A 21,963-nucleotide genomic window follows, 5' to 3' on the forward strand; every position below is an offset into this window, starting at 1 on the left:
CCCCCGGTACGCATCCGGCCCCTCCCCCGGGACCGTACGGCGACGGGTGCAGCGCCCACCACCACGTCCACGCTCTCCCCCAGGATCCAGCGAGCACGCACCCTGCTCCCCGACCGCCCACTGGGCATCAACACCGGTTCCGGCGAAGGGTTTTCAGGACCCCCGGCGACGACGGGCGGCAGCTCGCCCCGCCCGGTCGTGGCGGCCACCTGGCGGCGCGACGCGGCGCAGCCGGGGTCTGCCGACGCACGCGCCGGTGGCGGACCGGGAACCACGGGCCGCCGCTCCGCGGCGACCGTCCCCGGGCGCGGGCCGTCCACCGGTGGCGTGCTCCAGCGACGGGTTCAACGCTCCGGGCCGGCCGCGCCCCCCGTCGTCCGGCCTCATCCGCCCGCCGCACCCCGGTCGACGGACGCCGTCCCCGTACCCGTACAGCGGCAGGCGATGCCGGTCGTGCCCGACAGCGCCGGTCCGCCGGCCACCGGGCCGGTCACCGTGGGCGGTGCCGCTTCCGGCGAGCCGCCGCGCCCCTCCGTACGCGTGCCACCCCGCGCACCCGCGCAGAGCGCCGGACCGGTCCGCCCGGAGACCAGGGCCCAGGCCGTCCAACGTGCGGCGGCGAACGCCGGGATCACCGGGGTGCCCGTGCAGGCCGCCCCGGCGAAGCCCGCAGCCGGGGCGGCGGGGGCGGTCACCGGCCACGCCGACGCCTCCGACGCTCCTCCGGCGAACCGGCTCAGCGGAACGGAGATCGAGGAGCTGGCCCGGCGGCTCCTCGACCCCGTGAGCCGGCTCATCCGCGCCGATCTGCGCCGGGGCCGGGAACGCAGCGGGCGGCTGCACGACGGCCGCCGCTGACGGCACCGGCACAGGCACCGATGCCCCCGCTCCGTACGACAGACCGCAGAGAAGACGAGAGACGCATGACCGACAACATCTTCGCGACGAGCGTGTTCTTCAAGCTCGCGATCGGCGGCAGCGACCTGGGCGCGTTCCACACCTGCTCGGGCCTGGGCGCCGAGGTGGAGATGGAGACGTACGCCGAGGGCGGCAACAACGGGTTCACCTGGCAGCTGCCGGGGCGGATCACCTGGACGAACATCACGCTGACCCGCCCGGTGACCACCGACACCCTCAAGATCGCGCGCTGGCTGAACGAGACGATCCAGCGGGTCGAGCCCAAGGACGGCGAGATCGTGGCGCTGCGCCCCGACCTCAGCCGGATCATCAGCTGGCAGGTCCACGGGATCGTGCCGGTGCGCTGGCAGGGCCCGTCCTTCGATCCGGCCAACTCCCAAGCGGCGATCGAGACGTTGGAGATCGCACACGAGGGTCTGGAGCCCTCCTGAGAGAAGGCCGCGCATCCCTCAGGACCAGAACCAGGACGTAGGAAGGAGGAACGCAATGTCACCCGCTCTCCGTGCGAGCCGGGCTCGTGCCCAACTCACCATCATGGAGCCGCCGTCCGCCGTCGGCGCCAAGCCCGGCGGCACGCTCGCCCGCCTCACGTTGCAGTTCAACCCCGCGAAGCTGTCGCTCAGCAAGAGCACCGAGTGGCGGCGTACCCCGTCCCGGATGGCCGGGCAGTCCGCGCTGCCCGAGTTCGTCGGCAGCGGGCCCCGGGCCCTGTCGCTGGAGGTGTTCCTCGACGCGACCGCCACCCACGACAACTCCGTGGAGAAGGCGGTGGAGCAGTTGATGACCGCCTGTGTCCCCACCCCCAGCAGTCTGGCCCGCAAGACGCCCGCCAGCCCCTGGGTGCGGTTCGACTGGGGAACGTCGAAGACGACCTCGTTCGACGGGGTGCTCTCCAACCTCTCCGTCTCCTACACCCTGTTCGACGTCGACGGTAAGCCGCTGCGCGCCACCTGTTCTCTCTCGATCGAGGAGGCGAGCGTCGATCCGGCGGGCCAGAACCCCACCTCGGGTTCGAAGGAGGCTCGGCGCACCCACCGGGTGGTCGCCGGGGACAGCCTGCCGCTGTTGGCCTGGCGGGAGTACGGCGACGCCACCGCGTGGCGCACCATCGCGTACGCCAACGACATCGACGACCCTATGACGTTGACGCCCGGCCGGGAACTGCTGGTGCCCGGGCGGGAAGACCGGTCGGCGGAGGGGGGCCGGTGAGCGGGAAGGAAGCGCCCGGCCGCTCGTTCGCCGCCGATCCGATCGTCGAGGCGCCGGCCGAGCTGCCCGCCGCCTGGGCCACCCAGCTGGTGAGCTGTGTCGTCGACGAGAACGTGGGCCTGCCGGACACCGCCGTCCTGATGTACCGGGACCCCGACCACACCTTCCTCACCAAGACCGGTATCAGCATGGGCACCCCGCTGATCATCTCGGTGGTGACCGTGAAGGACCGGGGGCGCGAGCGGCTGTTCACCGGGGAGGTCACCGCGGTCGAGCTGGACACGGACACCACCGGATCGTTCACCGTCGTCCGGGCGTTCTCCAAGGCGCACCGGCTCCAGCGCGGCCGGAAGGTGATGGCGTACCGGAACATGAAGACGGCGGACATCGTCCGCAAGGTCGCCGCCGGGGCAGGTCTGGCGGTCGGGCGGATCGAGGCCGCTCCGGTCACGTACAAGCAGCTGACCCAGCCGAACGTGTCGGACTGGGAGTTCCTCCAGCACCTCGCGGCCGAGAGCGGGGCCACCGTACGGGTCGACGACAAGGGCCGGTTGCAGTTCACCAAGCCGGACCCGGCCTCCTCGGCCCCCTCCCCATCGACGTCCGCCACGCGCGACCCGATGGTCCTGGAGTACGGGAACAATCTGCTGGCCCTGCGCGCGGTGCTGACCGGGGCCGACGGGTCGGACAGCGTGGAGGTGCGCGGCTGGAACGTCGACACCAAGACCCGGCTGGTGGCCCGGCAGCAGTCCGTGCGCAGCGACACCGTCGCCCCGGGGATGAGCCCGTCGGAGGCGGCGAAGATCTTCGGCTCGGGCGGCTCCCGGACGACGGTCGCCGACACCCCGTACCGCACCCAGGCGGAGACCCGGGCCGTGGCCGGGGCGCTCGCCGCTTCCGTCAGCGCCGGGTTCGGCGAGGTCGAGGCGGTGGCGTACGGGAATCCGCAGCTGCGGGCGGGCATGCCGGTGGCACTGGGCAACGTGGGGCCCGCGTTCTCCGGCCGCTACACCGCCACCGCCGCGCACCACGTCCTGGAACCGGACACCGGCTACCGCACGACGGTGATCGTCAGCGCCTCGCCGGACCGGTCGCTCTCGGGGCTGACCGCCGGCGCGAACGCTCCCTCGCGCGGTCCTCGCATGCCGGGTCTGGCGATCGGGGTGGTCACCGACATCCGTGAGGAGGGCAAGGGCCAACGCGGATGGGTGCGGCTGAAGTTCCCCTGGCTCGACGACACGTACGTCACCGACTGGGTGCGCACCGTGCAGTGGGGCGGCCAGGGCGGCGGCGGGGTGTTCAGCCCCGAGGTCAACGACGAGGTGCTGGTCGGGTTCGAGCAGGGGCTGCTGGACAGCCCGTACGTGCTCGGCGGGCTCTACAACGGGGTCGACAAGCCCTCCCCGCACGACGTCCCCCTCGTCGACCCGACCAGTGGGAAGGTCAACCGCCGCTCCCTGGTCTCCCGTTCGGGGAACCGGCTGGAGCTGCTGGACGCCCCGCGCGGTCCGGCCGGGGTACGGATCGCCACCGGCGACAAGCGGCTGGACGTGGTCCTCGACGAGAAGAAGGGCGAGATCACGCTGACCGTCAAAGCGCGTGGCGGTGCACAGAAGTTGAGTTCCGTGACGCTGTCCGCATCGGGCATCACCCTCGACGCGGGCACCACGGGTGACGTGAACATCAAGGGCCGCTCGGTGACCGTCAACGGCAAGACGGGGGTCACGGTCGACGGCGGACTGCTCGCCGTCCTCAAGGCCAAGCTCATCAGGATCAACTGACCGCCCGCGCACTCCCCATCCCCGAAGTCCCTTTCACAGCAAGGAGAACCCCGGCCATGCCCCCCGCAGCCCGCACGGGCGACAGCACCGCCCACGGCGGTCTCATCGGCACCCCGCCCCCGGGCGCGGTGGCCGTGGCCACCGTGCTCATCGGCGGCCGGCCCGCGGCCGTCACCGGAAGCCTGCACGGGTGCGTCGTCCCCCCGCACGCGGCGCTCGGCCCCGGCAACGTGATCATGCCCAATCCGGCCGCCGCGATCGGCGGCGCGGTGCTGATCGGCGGGCTGCCCGCCGCCCGCATGGGCGACAAGACCACCTGCGGGGCGCCCATCATCAGCGGTGCGTTCAACGTCCTGATCGGGGGCCCGATGTGAGCGGCGACGGATACGCCGGACGCGGCGGATTCATCGGGCGCGGCTGGGGCTTCCCGCTGCGGACGGGGCCGACGGGCGGGATCGCCCTGGTCGAACGGGACAAGGAGATCGAGGAGGCCATCGGGCTGATCCTCGGCACCGCGCCGGGCGAGCGGCCGATGCGTCCCGAGTTCGGCTGCGGCATCCACGAGTACGTCTTCGCGCCCGGGGACGGGGCGACCGCCGGGCGGATCGCGCAGGAGGTCCGCACCTCGCTGGAGCGGTGGGAGCCGCGGATCGAGGTGACGGATGTGGTGGTCGCCTTCGACGCCGTCGAGGAGGGCACGCTCTACATCGACGTGCACTACACCGTGCGGGCCACCAACGACCTGCGCAACCTGGTCTTCCCCTTCTACACGATCCCCTCGTCCGGGGGCTCGGCCGCGGACACCGCTCCGGAAGCGGGGAGGCTCTGATGGCCCTGCCCTCCCCCAACCTGGACGACCGGCGCTTCCAGCAACTCGTCGACGAGGCCAAGCGGTTCGTCCAGCAGCGCTCCCCCGAGTGGACCGACCACAATGTGTCGGACCCCGGGGTCACGCTGATCGAGACGTTCGCGTACATGGTCGACCAGTTGCTGTACCGGCTGAACCGGGTGCCCGACAAGAACTACGCGGCCTTCCTCGATCTCCTCGGCGTGACGCTGTTCCCGCCGGCCGTGGCGCGGGCCGAGATCGACTTCTGGCTCTCCGCTCCGCAGCCGGAGACCGTGCACCTGCCCGCCGGTACGGAGGTGGCCACCGCGCGCGGTGAGGCCGAGGAGCCGGTGGTGTTCTCCACCTCCGAGGACCTGCCGATCGTGCCGAGTTCGCTGGAACGGCTGGTGACCGCGCCGGTGTCGGGTGACCGGACGGACCGGACGGCGCCGCTGGGAGCGGGCAAGGACATCCCGTGCTTCCAGGCCCGCCCGGAGCCCGGTGACGCCCTGCTGTTCGGGCTGCCGACGGCCGTGCCCCGGTGCATCGTCGCTGTCCGGCTGGACAGCCGGGTGGAGGGCGTGGGCGTCGACCCGCGGCAGCCCCCGCTGGTCTGGGAGGCGTGGGACGGGGCCCGCTGGGTGGCCTGCGCGACCGGCACCGACTCCACCGGTGGCCTCAACCGGCCCGGCGAGGTGGTGGTGTTCGTCCCTGCCGGGCACACGGCGTCCGTCGTGGCGGGGACCCGGGCGGGGTGGCTGCGCTGCCGGGTGACCGCCCCGGAGCCGGGCCAGCCGTTCTACTCGGAGTCGCCGACGATCCGGGAGGCCGAGGTGTTCACGGTCGGAGGCACGACGGCGGCCGAGCACGCGGAGACCGTCCTCGACGTGCCCCTCGGGGTGTCGGAGGGCGTCGCCGGGCAGCGGTTCACGGTGAGCCGGGCGCCGCTGCTGCTGGACGGGGACCCGCCGGTCGTCCAGGTGGCGACGGACGAGGGCTGGGAGATCTGGACCCCGGTCGAGCACTTCGGCGCGTCCGGCCCCGGTGACCGGCACGTCCGGGTCGACGCGGTCGCCGGGGAGTTCGCGTTCCCGCCGGAGGTACGGGATCCCGACGGCACGATGCGCGCGTACGGGGCGGTGCCCGGGAAGGGCGCCCAGCTCCGCATCCCGCGCTACCGCACGGGCGGCGGATCGGCCGGGAACGTCGCCCGGGGCGCGATCTCCGTGCTGCGCAGTTCGGTGCCCTACGTCGCGGGCGTCGACAACCGCGAGGCGGCGACCGGCGGAGTCGACGGGGAGACCGTCGAGAACGCGAAGGTCCGCGCGCCCAACATCCTGCGGGTGCAGGAGCGGGCGGTGACGGCCGAGGACTACGAGCTGATCGCCCGGGAGGCCGCGCCGTCCCTGCGCCGGGTGCGGTGCCTGCCTGCCGTGCCGGGCGAGGCCGGTGCGGTACGGGTGCTGGTGGTGCCGGACGCGGTGGCCGACGAGGACGGGCAGGTGCGGTTCGAGCAGCTGATCCCCTCGGACGCGGTGCTCTCGGCGGTGACGGAACGGCTCGACGAACGGCGCCTGGTCGGAACCCGGTTGATCGTCGAACCGCCCGCCTACCAGGGCGTCACGGTCGTCGCCCGGCTGGTGGCCGCGCCCGGTGATGTGGACCGGGTGCGGGCCGAGGCTCTGGAGGCGCTGTTCCGGCATATCGACCCGCTGCGGGGCGGGGCGGACGGGCGGGGGTGGCCGTTCGGCAGGCCCGTGCAGTACGGGGAGGTCTTCGCCGTGCTCCAGAGCGTGGAGGGGGCGGGGCTCGTGGAGGACGTCCGGCTGTTCCCGGCGGACCCGATCACGGGCAGGCGCGGGGCGGCGGTGGACCGGGTCGAACTGGCACCGGGGGCCCTGGTCTTCTCGCACCAGCACCAGGTCGTGGTCACCGCGAGCGGGGCCGGTGAGGTCGTATGACCCGGGCGGCGGTACCCGGGCTGCCCAGTCGCTACCCGATCGGTGAGCTGCTGCCCGCCCTGTACGCGGACGACGACCTGGCCCAGCGGTTCACGGCGGGCCTGGACACGGTGCTGGCCCCGGTCCTGTCGACGCTGGACAACCTTCCCGCGTACGTCGACCCGGCCCTCGCCCCGGCCGACTTCCTGCCGTGGCTGGCGTCCTGGGTGGGCGTGGAGGCCGATCCGGCGTGGCCGGTGGAGCTGCGCCGGGCGGTCGTCGCCCGCGCCGTCGAGCTGCACCGGTGGCGCGGCACCCGGCGGGGTCTCGTCGAGCGGCTGCGGCTGTGCTGCGGGGTGCACGCGGAGGTCCGGGACGGCGGGGGCGCCACCTGGTCGGCCGAGCCGGGAGCCGCCCTCCCACCGCCGCCGACGGGTGAACTCCTGGTGCGGGTCCGGCCGGTGCGCGCGGACGACACGGTGGACGCCCATCGTGTGCTGGAGGTCGCCACCGCCGCGTGCCCGGTCCACCTGACCTGCCGGGTGGAGGTCCTGCCGGGCCCGCCCGGTGCATCCGAAGCACCCAACGCGCCTGAACAGACTGGAGGCTGACGTGATGCGTTCGTGCCCGGCGTGCGGTACGGCCAACGGCGAGAGCGACGACTTCTGCGGCAACTGCGGCGCCTACCTGGGCTGGTCCTCGGAGCCCGTACGACGAGGCCGCACGCCGGAGCCGGAGCCGGAGGTGGTCCCGGATCCCGCCCACGAGCCGCCGGCGAAGCCGGTGGCCGAAACCGAGGCTCCCGCGCCGGAGCCACGGCCCTCCTCCGCCTCCGAGCCCGAGCCGGCGCGGACCGACGAGCCGGAACCCGCTCCCGAGCCGGGGGCGAAGCCGGAAGCCGGAGCGGACACCCAGGTGCCGGAGGCCAGGCCTGCGCCGCCCCAGGCACCGCCCACCACCGCGCGCCCGGCAACTCCGGCGCGCCCCGAACAACCGCCGGAGCCGCCGAAGGCGCCCCGGTCGGCTCCTCCCGTACCCCCGACGCCTCCCGTACGGCCCGCGCCCGCCCCCGTACGCCCCGGAGTCCCGGCCTCCGCGACGACAAGCGGGCCCGGGAACGCGTCCGACGCGGACGAGCCCGTAGGGGCCGTGCAGCCCGCGCGGCCCGTGGCCCGGCGGCCCCTCGTGCGGCCGGTGGCGGCGGACGAGGCTCCGGACGGGCCGCCCTGCCCGGCGTGCGGTACGCCGAACCTGGCCGGGCGGAAGTTCTGCCGGCGGTGCGCCGCTCCCCTCCAGGTCCGGGAACAGCCCGCCGCCCTGCCGTGGTGGCGCACGGTGTGGCCGTTCCGCCGCCGCGTGCGCGGCGGTTCGGGCCGGGCGCTGCGGCGGACCCTGCTGGTGCTGGCCGTGGCCGGCCTGGTGCTCGCGGGCTTCCTGTTCTTCCCGCTGGGGCGGTACGCCTTCGAGGACGTCCGGGACAAGCTCGGCGGCACGGCGGAGATCAGCCCCACCGGGGTGACCGCGAGCGCGGCGGCCCCCGGTCACCCCGGGAGCGCGGCGATCGACGGTCTGACGAACAAGTACTGGGGCGCACCCGCGCTCGGCGCTTCGCTGACCTGCTCGTTCGGGGCGCCGTTCCGGCTGGTCGGCATCGTGGTGCACACCGGGGTGTCGAAGGAGCCGCAGGAGTTCCGGCGGGGCGCGCGGCCGACCCGGGCGGACCTGCTCGTCACCACGAAGGACGGCGAGGTCCACAAGAAGGCGGTGACCTTCAACGACAAGCCCGGCAAGCAGACGGTACGGATGGGCATCAGCGACGTCCGCTCCGTCGAGCTGGTGCTGCGGGAGGCGACCGGCCAGGGCGAGGGGCGCCCGGTCGCGGTCGGCGAGGTCGAGTTCTTCCGGCGTACCTGAACCGGGCCGCCGCCCCAGAAGTGCACCAACGCCTCAGTAGCGATCAGAGAGTTATTGACGATCAAACAATTTCGGTCACAGATGGCTTCCCTCGGCGCCCCCACACGGGGTTGACTGGGCACTACACATGGTGACGCGCCCGCCCACCGGCTCACCGGCCCTGCCCGGGCGCCGCGGCTCCCGCGGAGGAAGGAGGACAGCGATTGGCCAGCCCTCCCGCCTCGCGACGCCGCTCCGCCGCCCGGTCTCCGAGGCTCCCGGCAGCCGCTTCCCGACGGGCCCGTCCCCTGCTCGATCACCCGGAATGTGCCGTTCACATCGTCCGCCGTATTCATCAGACGAGGGGCAGCAATGAGCCAGATCACGTTACCGGCGTTTCATATGCCGTTCCAGAGTGCTGGATGCCACCCAGGCTTGGCGAAAACCCGTGAGGCCGCCTGGGGATGGGCCGAATCCGAGGGACTCGACCTGTCCGTACCGGCCCGGAAGAAAATGATCCGGACCCGTCCGGAACTGTGGATATCCCTCATCTTCCCGAAGGCCTCGCAGGACCATCTCGACCTGTTCTGTCAATGGCTCTTCTGGGCCTTCCTGGTGGACGACGAGTTCGACGACGGGCCCGCCGGACGCAATCCGCTGATGTGCGAGAAGGCGATCACCCGCCTGGTGGACGTCCTCGACGGGGCCGCGCCGAACGGCCCCATGGAGCGGGCGCTCGCCGGGCTGCGGGACCGCACCTGCCCCGGGCGGTCGCCGCAGTGGAACCGGCAGTTCCGGCGGGACACCGCCGCCTGGCTGTGGACGTACTACGCCGAGGCCGTCGAGCGGGCCGCCGGACAGGTCCCGAGCCGGTCCGAATTCGCCAAGCACCGGCGGGATTCGGTCGCCATGCAGCCTTTCCTCTGCCTGCACGAGATCACCGCGGATATCGATCTCCCGGAATCCGCCCGGAGCCTGCCCGCGTATATCGCCCTGCGGAACGCGGTCACCGATCATTCCGGGCTCTGCAATGACATCTGCTCCTTCGAGAAGGAAGCCGCTCTCGGCTACGAGCACAACGCCGTACGCCTCATTCAGCGCGACCGGGGATGCACCCTCCAGGAAGCCGTGGACGAGGCCGGGATCCAACTGGCCCGGATAGCCGAGCGGGTTCAGCGGGCGGAAAAGGAACTGATCGAGGAGATCGAGGCGGCGGGCATCACCGGCCCGACCCGGGCTGCCCTGGAGCGCTGCGTCCAGGACTACCGGGGTCTCGTACGGGGCGACTTCGACTACCACGCGCGCGCCGAGCGCTACACCCGTCCGGACCTGGTGGAGCTGGACGAACGGGACTCGCTGTCCCAGTACTTCGCGGCCTGAGCGGTCGGATCGCCCGTACCCGGGCCCGGGGGATTCCCGGCCCCGGGTACGGGCCGACCTGGACGCTCACCGGTCGATCAGCCGCCTGGGGGGTGTCGCGGGCCACCGCTTCGGGGCAGGCATACATCCGTGCCGTGGCCTTCGGCACGCAGGGCCGCCCGGCGAAAGGGATCGGCAGGCACCATGACCGACATCGTGGCGGGGGCTCCCCACGACAGCGTGGCGGGCGCCCCGCAGGTGACGACCGTGCACGGCACCGTGCGCGGGGCGGTGGAGCGGGGCGTCGCGGTCTTCCGCGGCATCCCGTACGCGGCTGCGCCGGTGGGCGCGCTGAGGTTCCGCGCGCCCGAGCCGCCGGAGCCGTGGACGGGGGTGCGGGAGGCCGTGGCGTACGGGCCGACCGCCCCGAAGCGGCCCTACGCCCCGCCGCTGGACCGGCTGCTGCCGGACCCGGCGGTGCCGGGCGACGACTGGCTGAACCTCAATGTGTGGACGCCCTCGCCGCGGCCGGACCGGGCCGCCGGGCTGCCCGTCCTCGTGTGGATCCACGGCGGCTCGCTGGTGCACGGCTCCTCGGCGGTGCCGGTGTACGACGGGTCCGCGTTCGCACGGGACGGGGTGATCCTCGTCTCCGTCAACTACCGCCTGGGCGTCGAGGGCTTCGGCGTCCTCCCGGACGCGCCCGCCAACCGGGGCCTGCTGGACCAGCTGGCCGCCCTGGAGTGGGTGCGCGACAACATCGCGGCGTTCGGCGGCGACCCGGGCCGGGTGACGGTGGCCGGGGAGTCGGCGGGCGCGATCTCCATCGCCGGGCTGCTGGCCGCGCCCCGGTCGGAGGGGCTCTTCCGTCGGGCGGTGCTCCAGAGCGGGGCGCCCGCCGCGCTGCCCCCGGACGCGGCGCGCGGGACGACCGAGCTGATCGCGCGGAGGCTCGGGGTGCCCGCGACGGCCGCCGCGCTGGCCGCCGTGGACCCGGAGGCGCTGCTGACCGCGCAGACCGAGGTCACCAGCGGCGGCAACCCGCTGACCGGCCGCCACTCCTTCCAGCTGGTCATCGACGGCGACCTGCTGCCCCAGGACCCGGTGGCGGCGCTGGAGGCGGGCGCGTCCGCGGAGGTGGACCTGCTGCTGGGGACGAACACCGAGGAGTACCGGCTCTGGTTCGTGCCCGGCGGCCTGACCGAGAAGATCAGCCGGCTGAAGCTGCGGCTGGCACTGCTGAAGTTCCGGGTGCCGAACGCCACCGCCCGCGCCTACCGCGCCAACCGCCCGGACGCCACCCCGGGTGAGATCCTCGGCGCGCTCGCGACGGACCTGCTGCTGCGGGTCCCCCTCAACCGGCTGGCCGACGCCCGGACGGACGCGCCCGGCGCCACGTACGTGTACGAGTTCGGCTGGGCCACCCCCGTACAGCGGCTCGGCGCCTGCCACGCGCTGGAACTGGGCTTCGTCTTCGACACGCTCGCCCACCCCGACACGCAGGCCCTGACCGGCCCGGACGCCCCGCAGGAGCTGGCGGACGCGATGCACCGGGCGTGGGTGGACTTCGCGACGGGCGGGGACCCGGGGTGGCCGTCCTGGGACGCGCGGCGGCCGGTGGGGTTCTTCACCCAGGGCCTCGGCCCGGCCGGTCCGGCCGTGGTCCTGGCCCCGCGCGACGACGAGCTGCGGAGCTGGGAGCCGTACCGGAGCGCCTAGGGGGTGAGCGAGATCCAGTGGGGATCGGGGACCACGGTGAGGACCGCCGAGACCACCACGACCAGGCCCAGCACGACCTGTTCGCGGCGGGCCAGCCGGTGTGCGACCGACGGGTCGGTGTCCCGGAGCATCCGCCGCCGCGCCGCCAGGGCCAGCACGCTGACGACGGCCATCAGCGCCAGCTTGAGCAGCAGGGTGCGTCCGTAGGCGGAGGTGAACACCACGTCCAGCGGCAACCGGCGCAGCATCGAGGCGGTCCCGGTGGCGGCGAGGGCGACGTACAGCCAGATCGCCAGGCGTGCGTACCGGCCGAGCAGGGCGCGGGCCGCGACGGGTGAGCCGCGCCAGAGCCACATGGTGCGCAGGACGTACAGCAGGCCGCCGGTCCACAGCGAGGCGGCCGTCAGATGGACGACGGTGAGGGCGGCGCCGAACTCCGGGCTGTACGCCTCCGGGTGGGCGCGCAGGGCCTCCGCGCCGATGACGACGGCGAGCGGGGCGAGCGCGAGGGCCGGGCGTCTGCTCGCGGCGCAGAGGGCGGCGACGACCAGGCCGTTGGCGATGAGGAGGAGCAGGCCGCCCTCGCGGGTGCCGTAGGTCTCGGTGATCCCGAGGTCGCTGACGGCGGCGAGCCGGACGATCTGCCCGGCCGCGGCGGCGGCCCCGGCGAGCGAGGCGAACACCGCCCAGCTCCGTACGGCGGTACGGGGTCGGCCCCGGACGGGCCGGATGAGCTGCGGGGCGAGCAGTTCGCCCAGATGGACGGCGAGCGCGGCGAACAGGACGGTGCGGAGCACGGTGGTGAGCCCCGCGCCGGGTATCCGGAGTTCACCGGTGCCGCGCGCCATGAGGCCGGGCCCGAACAGCGCGATGAGGAGGGCGAGGAGTCCCGCCGCGCCGAGCAGGAGAAGGGCCGTCCACGAGCGGCGGGGTGCCGTCGCCAGGGACGCTCCCTCGGGTATCGCACCTGTCTCGCCGACGAGCGGCACGGCGCTGGGCACGCTGCTCGCCGGCATCGTCGGCGTGGCCGGGTCGGCCGGAGGTCCGGAGAACATCACGGCTCGATCCTCGTCGGTGGACAAAGCCACAGCAAGCCGCGCACGGCGGGCAGGAGGGGTGCTTCCGGACGTACGCGGCGGCGGCCGGCCCCCGACGGCGCGGGACCGACCGCCGCAACGGATGAGGCTCTACGTTGCTCAGGCCTTGTTCTGTGCGGCCCAGAACTCGTCGAAGGTGAGCAGGCCGTCGCCGTTGCCGTCGTGTGCGTTGATGATCGCCTGCGCCACCGTCTCGGTGACGAAGGGGTCGCCCAGCTGGGCCATCGCGCTCTTGTACTCGTTGGCCGTGATGAGGCCGTCGCCGTTCGCGTCGAACCTCTCGAATACCGTGCGCGCCGACTCGATGTCCGCCACTGTTCCGCCCCTTCGTGATGCCGAATGTCAGGGGTCAGATTATCCGGCCGTCCGGGTGACTCCGGCGGCCGGTCGGTCCAGCAGATCCGTGGCCGTCACCGCGTGCAGCCCGCGGCGGCCGATCTCGGCGAGGAGCAGCGGCAGCGCCTCGACGGTGACCGGGCGGCCGAGACTCAGCTCCACCACCGATCCGTTGCGCAGCTCCCCGGCCACCTTCCGGGTGACGGCGGCGACCCGGGTGGCCGCGTGGTCGCGCGACTCCACGTCGCAGCCGAGGACATGGGGGTAGCCGGCCCGCCGGGCGAGGCGCTGGACGAGCGGGGAGGCGTACGCGGTGGGCGAGGGCCGGAACCAGGCGCCGATGGACCCGGTGAGCCGGCGCAGCCGCCGGGCGCAGGCGGCGATCTCCTCGTACGCGGCGCGCTCGTCCAGGGCCGCGAGGTCGAGGTGGCGCTCGGTGTGGTTGCCGATCTCATGGCCCCCGTCGAGGATCCGGCGGGCCAGTCCGGGGTGCTCGGCGAGCCAGGTCCCGACCGCGAGGACGGTGACGCGCGCCCCGGCCCGTTCGCACCGGGCGAGCGCGGTGCGGGCGAGGTCCGGGTCGCCCCGCCCGTCGAAGGTGAGGGCGATGCGGGGCCGGTCGCGGGGGCCGTGGGCGATCCGGAAGGGCGCCCCGGGGAAGCGGCGCGGGGCGGCGGCGGGTGCGGTGGCCGGGGCGGCGGAGCCGGTGGCACCCGGGGCGCCGGGCCCGGGGGCGGCGGCTCGACCGAATGCACCGCTGCGTGCGCAGCCTGCGGAAAGGGCAGCGGCCAGCGCCCCGGCAGCCCCCACCCCCAGCACGTCGCGGCGGCCCATCGGAGCCCTGCGTCCGTCCATGCCCGACCACCTCACGTTCCACGGGTACGACCGATTCCCGGGGGACACAGTAGGTGCGGACTGACCGAAATGGGACGATTGCGCAGTTCAGCAGATGATCAATGAATCATTCAAGCGCTGCCATAAAAATGCATGGAAAACCAGGCAAGTGACCGAGCACACCTGCGATTCAACCGAGAGTTGCCCGTTTGTTCCTTAAATATTCCGACAAGTCGCTTTGGCACCGGGGTCGCCCGTCTGCCATAGTCGGAGCCACGACCCCCATTGACCCGGGCCAGGTCGTCCTGAGCGGCCGTGAACACACCCCCCATTTCACGGCCCCCGTCAGAAGCCCCCGCAGCGCCGCACCACGGCCGACCGGGGGCTTCTGCGTTTCGGCGCGAGGCTCCGCGTATCAGCGGTCGGAGATCCGCATCTCGAACCAGGTGGTCTTGCCGCGCGGCAGCAGGTCCACGCCCCAGCGGTCGGAGAGCTTGTCGACGAGGAAGAGCCCGCGGCCGCTGACGTCCATCTCGCGCACCGGCATCAGACACGGCAGCCCGCGCGAGGGGTCACGCACCTCGATGCGGATCCACCCCCGGCGGCGCACCATGCGTAACCCGAAGACCCGGGCCCCGGTGTGGCGCACGGCGTTGCCGACGAGCTCGGAGACCAGGAGCACCGCGTACTCCGCGGTCTGCGGCGAGAGGGCCCACTGGCGGAGCACGACGCAGGAGGTGAGCCGACGGGCCGTCGCCGCCGACTCCGGGCGGGACGGCAGCCGGACCTCCCCCTCGGTCGGATTTCCGAACAACTCCAGCGCCTTGAACGCCTGTTCGTCATCCATGATCGACGAACTGCGTGCCGCCGTCGCGCTGCTGCGCGGTCGCGGCTGCTCCACACCCTCCAGGCCCGCCATGCCCACCATCATGGCCGCACGGATCGCCTTCCGGGGCCGTTCCTTCGGAATCCGCACCCCGGACCGACGGGGTTCACGGAAGGCTTTCGGCATATGCCCATGGCAATCCAACCCCGCGAACGACCCACCTGAGCTGCGACGACACCCCACCCGACGCGCACGCCCCGAACGACGACGGCACCGGGCCTTAAGGTTGCCTTAAGGCCCGGATAATCCGCCCTGATTGGTGAACCCCGCGCGCGGGGCCCACCCGACCCGACTATCGGCGGCCCCGACCTGACTACGGATCACCGGTCATCTGACTACGGATCAGAGGAACGTCGCCTTCCCCGGCCCCTCCTCCACGAAGCTGCGCATCCCCCGCTCGCGGTCCTCCGTGGCGAACAGACCCGAGAACCAGTTCCGCTCGATGGTGAGTCCGGTGTCGATGTCCGTCTCCAGCCCGGCGTCGATCGACTCCTTGGCCGCGCGCAGTGCCAGCGCGGGGCCCTTGGCCAGCTTCGAGGCCCACGCGTGGGCCTGGTCGTAGACCTCGGCGGCCGGGACCACGCGGTCGACCAGGCCCAGGGTCAGGGCCTCCTCCGCCTTGACCATGCGACCGGTGAAGATCAGGTCCTTGGCGCGGGAGGGGCCGATCAGGCGGGCGAGGCGCTGGGTGCCGCCGGCGCCGGGGATCAGGCCGAGGAGGATCTCCGGCTGGCCGAGCTTGGCGTTGTCGGCGGCGATCCGGAAGTCGGCGCAGAGTGCAAGTTCGCAGCCGCCGCCGAGCGCGTAGCCGGTGACGGCGGCGACGACCGGCTTGGGGATGCGGGCGACGGCGGTGAAGGCGTCCTGGAGGCCCTTGGAGCGGAGGACCATCGCGGTGTGGTCCATCGCCTGCATCTCCTTGATGTCCGCGCCCGCCGCGAACACCTTCTCGCCGCCGTAGAGGATCACGGCGCGAACGTCCTCGCGCCGGGTCGCCTCCTCGGCCAGCTCCCGCAGCCGGTCCTGGATCGCGACGTCCAGGGCGTTCATGGGCGGCCGGTCGAGCTGGATGGTGCCGACGCCGTCGCGTACTTCGAAGGTCACAGTCATGCCTAGAGGTTAGGGCGTGTCCGGCGTCGTGGACCCGGTCATGACCGCCGGACACGCCCTAACCTCTAGGCATGACTGTCACAGCACCGGGCCCGCCGGGTCGTACGGGAGCGGGAGAGCGTTACTTCTTCCACTCCTCCCAGTCCATGTTCCAGCCGTTGAGGCCGTTGTCCGGAGCGATCTGCTTGTCCTTGGAGTTCTTCACGATGACCACGTCGCCGATCATCGACTTGTTGTAGAACCACGCCGCCGGCGTCTGGTTGTCGTAGCCGCCGCGCACATCGCGCAGACCGACACAGCCGTGGCTGGTGTTGGTGTTGCCGAAGATCGAGGACGCGCCCCAGTAGTTGCCGTGCAGGAAGGTGCCCGAGGTGGACAGCCGCATGGCGTGCGGGACGTCCTTGATGTCGTACTCGCCGCCGAAGCCGACGGTGTCGCCGTTCATCCGGGTCACCTTGAGCTTCTCGCTGATGACCATCTGACCGTTGTACGTGGTCGTCGCCGGGGCGCCCGCGGAGATCGGGATGTCCTTGATCTGCTTGCCGTCGCGGACCACCTTCATCCGCTTGCTGCTCGCGTCGACGGTGGAGACCTGGCTGCGGCCGATGGTGAACTTCACCGTCTTTGCCTGCTTGCCGTAGACGCCCGGCCGGCCCTCGACGCCGTCGAGGTTGAGCTCGACGGTCACCTTGGTGCCCGGCTTCCAGTACTTCTCGGGACGGAAGTCGAGGCGGTCGTTGCCGAACCAGTGGCCCTCGATCTCGACGGCCGGTTCGGCCGTCACCTTGATGCCCTTCTCCACCGCGTCCGGGTCGGTGATGCCACGGGTGAAGTTGATGGAGACCGGCATGCCGACGCCGACGGTGGAGCCGTCCTCGGGCGTGTAGTGGCCGATGAAGGTGTTCGCCGGGACGAGCGTGGTGAAGGTGGTGTCCTTCGCCGACTCACGGCCCTCGGAGTCCTTGGCGACCGCGTGCACCGTGTACTTGGTGGAGGCGGCGAGGTGGCGCTCGGGCGTCCAGCTCGCGCCGTCGGCGGAGATCTCGCCCTCGACCTCGTTGCCCTTGGGGTCGGCGACCTTCACCGTGGTCAGCTTGCCCTGCTCGGCGCCGATCTTCAGGGCGCCGCTGGTCGCCACGGACTCCGCCCCGTCCTTGGGCGCGATGGTCACGACCGCCTGCGAGGCGGTCGTGTCCTCCTTCTTCGTGCCGCCCGCCGGCCCCTTCTTGTCCCCCGCGTCGGCGCTGCCGCCGCCTCCGCACGCCGTCACCAGCACCAGCAGTGCCCCCAGAACCAGGGCCAGAAGCCCCGGTCCGCCGCGCCGCTTCCCGCTCGCCCCGGCCGATGCCCCCGATATCGGCTGCCCGTTCACTGTGGTCGTCTCCCCTCGCACGGCCCGGCTCCCGCCATGGCCCGCACCCCCGCGCGCTACACCTGCACGCCCGTCGCAAGATAATCACATCGCGGGCGCGGTGAACTCCCTCCGGAATGTCACCGTTCCGTCCCAACCGGTCCGGCCGGATCGCTGGGAGCGGTGCAGGTGGCGCGGGGTGCCGGGGGCGAAGCGGCCGGGGCCGGAATCCGGACCCGCCGGTGCCGTGGTCTCAGCGGAGGGCCGAGCCCGCCGTCCACTTCTTCCAGGTCATGTTCCAGCCGCTGAGCCCGTTGTCCGGGGCGACCTTCTTGTCCTTGGAGTTGACGACCTCGACCACGTCGCCGATGAGGGTCCGGTCGAAGAACCAGCCGCCGGGGGTGGAGCCACCGCCGCCCTTGGCGTCGCGCAGCCCGATGCAGCCGTGGCTGACGTTCCGCTCGCCGAAGACGGACTCGTCGGCCCAGTAGTTGCCGTGCAGGAAAGTGCCGGAGGTGGTGAGCCGGATCGCGTGCGGGACGTCCTTGATGTCGTACTCGCCCTTGCCCTCCTTGTCCGTGAAGCCGACGGTCGCCCCGTTCATCCGGGTCACCTCGTGCATCTCGGTGACCACCATCTTCCCGTTGTACGTGGTGGTCTTCGGGGCCCCCGCGGTGATCGGGACCGTACTGACGAGTTCGCCGTCCCGGCGGACCTCCATGGTCTTGGCCTCCGCGTCGACCCGGGAGATCTGGTGGCGGCCGACGGTGAAGACGACGGTCTTGTCCTGGCTGCCGTAGACGCCCGGGGCACCCTCGACGTCGCGCAGCCCGATGTCGACGGTGACCTCGGTGCCGGGCTTCCAGTACGTCTTCGGGCGGAAGTCGAGCCGGTCCTTGCCGAACCAGTGGCCGGCGACCTCCACCACCGGATCGGACGTCACCCGGATGGCCTTCTCCACCGCGGCCCGGTCGGCGATCGGGCGGTTGAAGGCAAAGGAAACGATCATGCCGGTGCCCACGGTGGACCGGTTCTCCGGTTTGAAGTATCCGATGAAGCGGTGCTCGGGCACGAGCGTGGTGAACGTGGCGTGCCGGGCGGAGCGCCGGCCCCGTGCGTCCACGGCCACCGCGTCGATGCTGTACTTCGCGGCAAGGGCGAGCCGGGCCACCTTGGGCTCCGGGGCCCAGGAGCGTCCGTCCTCGGCGATGCGCCCGGCGACCGTCTGCTGCTGCGCGTCCTCGATCCGCATGACCTTCACGCTCTCCAGCCGCCCGTCGGGGACCTTCACCGCGATCCGGGTCTCCTCGTCGACGTCCTTCGCCCCGTTCTCGGGGAAGACGCTGATCACGTCGCCGGGGGACCGTGCCTTGCCGTTGAGCAGGGCCTCCCGGGTGTCGGTGCAGCCGGTCAGCAGGGCCAGCACGGTCAGCAGTCCTGCCCAGGTCAGCACGGCGGCCGAGGAGGCGCGTGCGCTCTTCGCTGTGTGGTTCACGCTCCCCCAACGACCAGGGCCGGTCGGGGGAAACGTGAGTGCGGGCCGCCCGGTGGGCAGAACAGAGGGGAGGACTACCTGGAAGGGGCCGCGGCCGGGACGTCGCGCGCCCCTTCGTAGGTGCCCGTCCTACGAGCCGCGGGAGGCTACACGGTGTCGAGCGCAGCCGAGCAGGAGGCAGTACAGGGTCCCGAGCGGGAGGCGGTGCAGGATCCGGGGACGGTGGCCGCCGTCCGCGCGGAGATCGTGGAGGTGCAGCGCACCGAGCACGCCGAAGCCGTACGGGCCGCGACCCCGGCCCCCGCCGTGTGGCCCGGGGCTCCGATGCCGCTGGGGGCCCGCTTCCGGGTCGGCCCGGACGGGGTGGCGGGGACGAACTTCGCGCTGTGGGCGGGCGGGGCCGAGGCGGTCGAGCTGTGTCTGTTCGACGAGCGGGGCGTCGAGACGCGCTGTCCGCTGACCGAGCTGACCCATGAGATCTGGCACGGCTTCGTCCCCGGCGTACGCCCCGGTCAGCGTTACGGCTACCGGGTGCACGGCCGTTGGGACCCGTGGACGGGGGCCCGCTGGAACGCGGCGAAGCTGCTGCTCGACCCGTACGCCCGTGCGGTCGACGGGACCTTCACCCTGCCGCCCGAGGTCTACGGGCACGTCCGGGACTGGCCGGACCAGCATGTCGCCGACACCGTGCGCGACGACCGGGACTCGGCCGCGTACGTCCCCAAGGGCGTGGTCGTCCACGATGACGACGACTGGGTGGAGGACCGGCGGCCCAAGACCCCGTGGGCCGACTCGGTCATCTACGAGCTGCACGTACGCGGCTTCACCAAGCTGCACCCCGACATCCCGCCCGAGCTGCGCGGCACGTACGCCGGTCTGGCGCATCCGGCGGCGATCGAGCACCTCACCCGGCTCGGGGTGACCGCCGTCGAACTACTGCCGGTGCACCAGTTCGCCCACGAGGACCATCTGCTGCGGCGCGGGCTGCACAACCACTGGGGCTACAACTCCATCGGCTACTTCGCCCCGCACGCCGACTACTCCGCCTCCGGCACCGCCGGCCAGCAGGTCGGCGAGTTCAAGCGGATGGTGCGCGCGCTGCACGACGCCGGGATCGAGGTGATCCTCGACGTCGTCTACAACCACACCGCGGAGGCGGGTGAACTGGGGCCGATGCTGTCGCTGCGCGGCATCGACAACCGCGGCTACTACCGCCTGGAGGGCGACCCCCGCCGCTACGCGGACTACACCGGCTGCGGCAACACCCTGCACGTCGTGCAGCCCCAGGTGCTGCGGCTCATCACCGACTCGCTGCGCTACTGGGTCACCGAGATGGGCGTCGACGGCTTCCGCTTCGACCTTGCGGCGGCGCTGGCCCGCTCGATGCACGACGTGGACATGCTCTCCCCGTTCCTCGCGGTGATCGCCCAGGACCCGGTGCTGCGCCGGGTGAAACTGATCGCCGAGCCGTGGGACGTCGGCAACGGCGGCTACCAGGTGGGGGCCTTCCCGCCCCTGTGGACCGAGTGGAACGACCGCTACCGCGACGCCGTACGGGACTTCTGGCGCGGCGCCCTCCCCGACGTACGGGATCTCGGCTACCGGCTGACCGGCTCCAGCGACCTGTACGCCTGGGGCGGACGCCGCCCGTACGCCTCGGTCAACTTCGTCACCGCGCACGACGGCTTCACCCTGCGCGACCTGGTCTCCTACGAGCAGAAGCACAACGAGGCGAACGGGGAGGGCAACCGGGACGGGACGAACGACAACCGGGCGTGGAACTGCGGGACGGAGGGCGAGAGCGACGATCCGGAGATCAACGCGCTGCGCCGCCGCCAGCTCCGCAATCTGCTGACCACGCTGCTGCTGTCCACCGGGGTGCCGATGCTGGTGGCGGGCGACGAGATGGGCCGGACGCAGGGCGGGAACAACAACGCCTACTGTCAGGACAACGAGACAGGCTGGGTCGACTGGTCGCTGCTCGACCAGCCGCAGTGGCGCGAGCTGACCGCGTTGACGGCCCGGGTGCTGACCCTGCGCCGGACCCATCCGGTGCTGCGGCGCCGCGCGTTCTTCTCCGGCCGGGCGCAGGCCCCGGACGGGCTGCGGGATCTGGCGTGGTTCGCCCGGGACGGCCGGGAGATGACCGAGGGCGACTGGTACGCGCCCGCCGCCACGCTCGGGCTCTACCTCTCCGGGCGGGACATCCCGGGGCGGGACGCGTGGGGCGAGCCGGTGACCGACGACAGCTTCCTGGCCGTCCTGCACGCGGGCGCGGAGCCGACGTCCTTCGCCCTCCCCGGAGCGCCGTGGGGAGACACGTACGAACTGGTCCTGGACACCTCCCGGGAGGAGCAGGCGGAGGCTCCGGGCACGCTGCTGGACGGCGGTACGGAGCTGACGGTGCCGGCCCGTTCGGTGCTGCTGCTGCGGGTGGTGGAGTAACGGGGTGCGGGAGGGCTCAGCCGAGGATGCCCCGGTCGTAGCCGACGGCGACGGCCGCGGCCCGGTCCTTGGCGCCCAGTTTGGCGAAGACATGGGTGAGGTGGGTCTTCACGGTCGCCTCGCTGATGAACAGTTCGGCGGCGATCTCCCGGTTGGTGGTGCCCCGCGCCACCAGGACCAGCACCTCCCGCTCCCGGGCCGACAGGGCGGTCTCGGCGGGGTCGGCGGCGGGGGTGCGGACCCGGGTCATCAGCCGGGAGGCGACGGCGGGCGACAGGACGCTGCGCCCGTCGGCGGCGGCCCGGACGGCGGCGAACAGCTCGTCGCGCGGCGCGTCCTTGAGGAGGTAGCCGGTCGCGCCGGCCTCGATCGCGGGGAGGGTGTCGGAGTCGGTGTCGTACGTGGTCAGCACCAGGACCTTCGAGCGGGCGCCGCGCCGGGTGAGCTCCGCGATGGCCGCCACTCCCCCGCCGCCGGGCATCCGCAGGTCCATCAGGACGACGTCGGGGTCGAGTTCGTCGACGACGGAGAGCGCCTCCACGCCGTTGGCCGCCTCGCCGAGCACCTCGAAGCCGGGGGCGGCGGTGAACATGCCGCGCAGCCCGTCCCGGACGACCGGGTGGTCGTCGACGACGACGAGGGTGACGGTACGGGCGGGGGTCTCGGTCATGATCGCACCGTACGGGGGCTCACGGGTGTCTGACCAGGGCCTGCGGCGGGGCGGATCACGGGTGCCCGATCCGGTTGCACCGCAGGGCCGT

Annotated in this window: 20 protein-coding genes; 12 read left to right on the plus strand and 8 right to left on the minus strand. The window is 72.6% G+C overall.

What is annotated here, in order from left to right; genetic code table 11:
- Nucleotides 1-444 precede the first annotated feature (444 nt).
- From D3105_RS11155 to D3105_RS11205, 11 genes are all read left to right on the plus strand, one after another.
- The gene (locus tag D3105_RS11155) at nt 445-858 is read left to right on the plus strand and encodes a hypothetical protein (RefSeq protein WP_240646868.1); all 414 of its coding nucleotides are present in this window, start codon (nt 445-447) and stop codon (nt 856-858) included.
- A gap of 65 nt (nt 859-923) precedes the next feature.
- The gene (locus D3105_RS11160; RefSeq protein ID WP_006127700.1) at nt 924-1,349 is read left to right on the plus strand and encodes a phage tail protein; all 426 of its coding nucleotides are present in this window, start codon (nt 924-926) and stop codon (nt 1,347-1,349) included.
- Between the two features lie 55 nt (nt 1,350-1,404).
- Nucleotides 1,405-2,127, plus strand: a complete 723-nt coding sequence (locus tag D3105_RS11165) for a LysM peptidoglycan-binding domain-containing protein (RefSeq protein WP_118902846.1) — start codon at nt 1,405-1,407, stop codon at nt 2,125-2,127.
- On the plus strand, nt 2,124-3,908 hold the full coding sequence (locus tag D3105_RS11170; protein WP_118902849.1) for a VgrG-related protein: 1,785 nt from the start codon (nt 2,124-2,126) through the stop codon (nt 3,906-3,908). Before D3105_RS11165 ends, D3105_RS11170 begins: the two co-directional genes overlap by 4 nt.
- 56 nt (nt 3,909-3,964) lie before the next feature.
- On the plus strand, nt 3,965-4,282 hold the full coding sequence (locus D3105_RS11175) for a PAAR domain-containing protein (RefSeq protein ID WP_032783774.1): 318 nt from the start codon (nt 3,965-3,967) through the stop codon (nt 4,280-4,282).
- Entirely contained in the window at nt 4,279-4,737 is a 459-nt protein-coding gene (locus D3105_RS11180) for a GPW/gp25 family protein (RefSeq protein ID WP_118902852.1), read from the plus strand. Before D3105_RS11175 ends, D3105_RS11180 begins: the two co-directional genes overlap by 4 nt.
- Nucleotides 4,737-6,698, plus strand: a complete 1,962-nt coding sequence (locus tag D3105_RS11185) for a putative baseplate assembly protein (protein WP_118902856.1) — start codon at nt 4,737-4,739, stop codon at nt 6,696-6,698. The genes D3105_RS11180 and D3105_RS11185 overlap by 1 nt, the downstream gene beginning before the upstream one ends.
- Entirely contained in the window at nt 6,695-7,288 is a 594-nt protein-coding gene (locus D3105_RS11190) for a phage tail protein (protein WP_118902859.1), read from the plus strand. Before D3105_RS11185 ends, D3105_RS11190 begins: the two co-directional genes overlap by 4 nt.
- A gap of 4 nt (nt 7,289-7,292) precedes the next feature.
- Entirely contained in the window at nt 7,293-8,591 is a 1,299-nt protein-coding gene (locus tag D3105_RS11195; RefSeq protein WP_118902939.1) for an NADase-type glycan-binding domain-containing protein, read from the plus strand.
- Nucleotides 8,592-9,005: 414 nt separating this feature from the next.
- Complete coding sequence (locus D3105_RS11200; protein ID WP_412080899.1) at nt 9,006-9,950, plus strand: terpene synthase family protein; 945 nt, start codon at nt 9,006-9,008, stop codon at nt 9,948-9,950.
- A gap of 183 nt (nt 9,951-10,133) precedes the next feature.
- Nucleotides 10,134-11,648, plus strand: a complete 1,515-nt coding sequence (locus D3105_RS11205) for a carboxylesterase/lipase family protein (protein WP_118902865.1) — start codon at nt 10,134-10,136, stop codon at nt 11,646-11,648.
- Here D3105_RS11205 and D3105_RS11210 read toward each other — a convergent pair.
- The 7 genes from D3105_RS11210 to D3105_RS11240 form a co-directional block, all read right to left on the minus strand.
- On the minus strand, nt 11,645-12,703 hold the full coding sequence (locus D3105_RS11210) for a CopD family protein (RefSeq protein ID WP_118902868.1): 1,059 nt from the start codon (nt 12,701-12,703) through the stop codon (nt 11,645-11,647). The genes D3105_RS11205 and D3105_RS11210 overlap by 4 nt on opposite strands.
- 141 nt (nt 12,704-12,844) lie before the next feature.
- A complete protein-coding gene (locus D3105_RS11215) occupies nt 12,845-13,060 on the minus strand; it encodes an EF-hand domain-containing protein (protein ID WP_030580017.1) in 216 nt (71 codons plus the stop codon).
- A gap of 39 nt (nt 13,061-13,099) precedes the next feature.
- Entirely contained in the window at nt 13,100-13,936 is an 837-nt protein-coding gene (locus D3105_RS11220) for a polysaccharide deacetylase family protein (protein WP_118902871.1), read from the minus strand.
- 394 nt (nt 13,937-14,330) lie between these two features.
- On the minus strand, nt 14,331-14,846 hold the full coding sequence (locus tag D3105_RS11225) for an ATP-binding protein (RefSeq protein WP_093443845.1): 516 nt from the start codon (nt 14,844-14,846) through the stop codon (nt 14,331-14,333).
- Between the two features lie 297 nt (nt 14,847-15,143).
- The gene (locus tag D3105_RS11230) at nt 15,144-15,911 is read right to left on the minus strand and encodes an enoyl-CoA hydratase/isomerase family protein (protein WP_118902874.1); all 768 of its coding nucleotides are present in this window, start codon (nt 15,909-15,911) and stop codon (nt 15,144-15,146) included.
- A 121-nt stretch (nt 15,912-16,032) separates the two neighbouring features.
- Nucleotides 16,033-17,283, minus strand: a complete 1,251-nt coding sequence (locus tag D3105_RS11235) for a L,D-transpeptidase (protein WP_118902877.1) — start codon at nt 17,281-17,283, stop codon at nt 16,033-16,035.
- A 232-nt stretch (nt 17,284-17,515) separates the two neighbouring features.
- A complete protein-coding gene (locus D3105_RS11240) occupies nt 17,516-18,757 on the minus strand; it encodes a L,D-transpeptidase (RefSeq protein WP_118902880.1) in 1,242 nt (413 codons plus the stop codon).
- 153 nt (nt 18,758-18,910) lie between these two features.
- On the opposite strand from D3105_RS11240, the gene glgX reads away from it, so the two are divergent.
- On the plus strand, nt 18,911-21,202 hold the full coding sequence (glgX, locus tag D3105_RS11245; protein WP_165891000.1) for a glycogen debranching protein GlgX: 2,292 nt from the start codon (nt 18,911-18,913) through the stop codon (nt 21,200-21,202).
- A 16-nt stretch (nt 21,203-21,218) separates the two neighbouring features.
- On the opposite strand, the gene D3105_RS11250 is transcribed toward glgX, so the two are convergent.
- On the minus strand, nt 21,219-21,872 hold the full coding sequence (locus D3105_RS11250; RefSeq protein WP_118902888.1) for a response regulator: 654 nt from the start codon (nt 21,870-21,872) through the stop codon (nt 21,219-21,221).
- Nucleotides 21,873-21,963 lie beyond the last annotated feature (91 nt).

It is taken from the genome of Streptomyces globisporus, from assembly GCF_003501885.1.
Lineage (GTDB): Bacteria > Actinomycetota > Actinomycetes > Streptomycetales > Streptomycetaceae > Streptomyces > Streptomyces globisporus_D.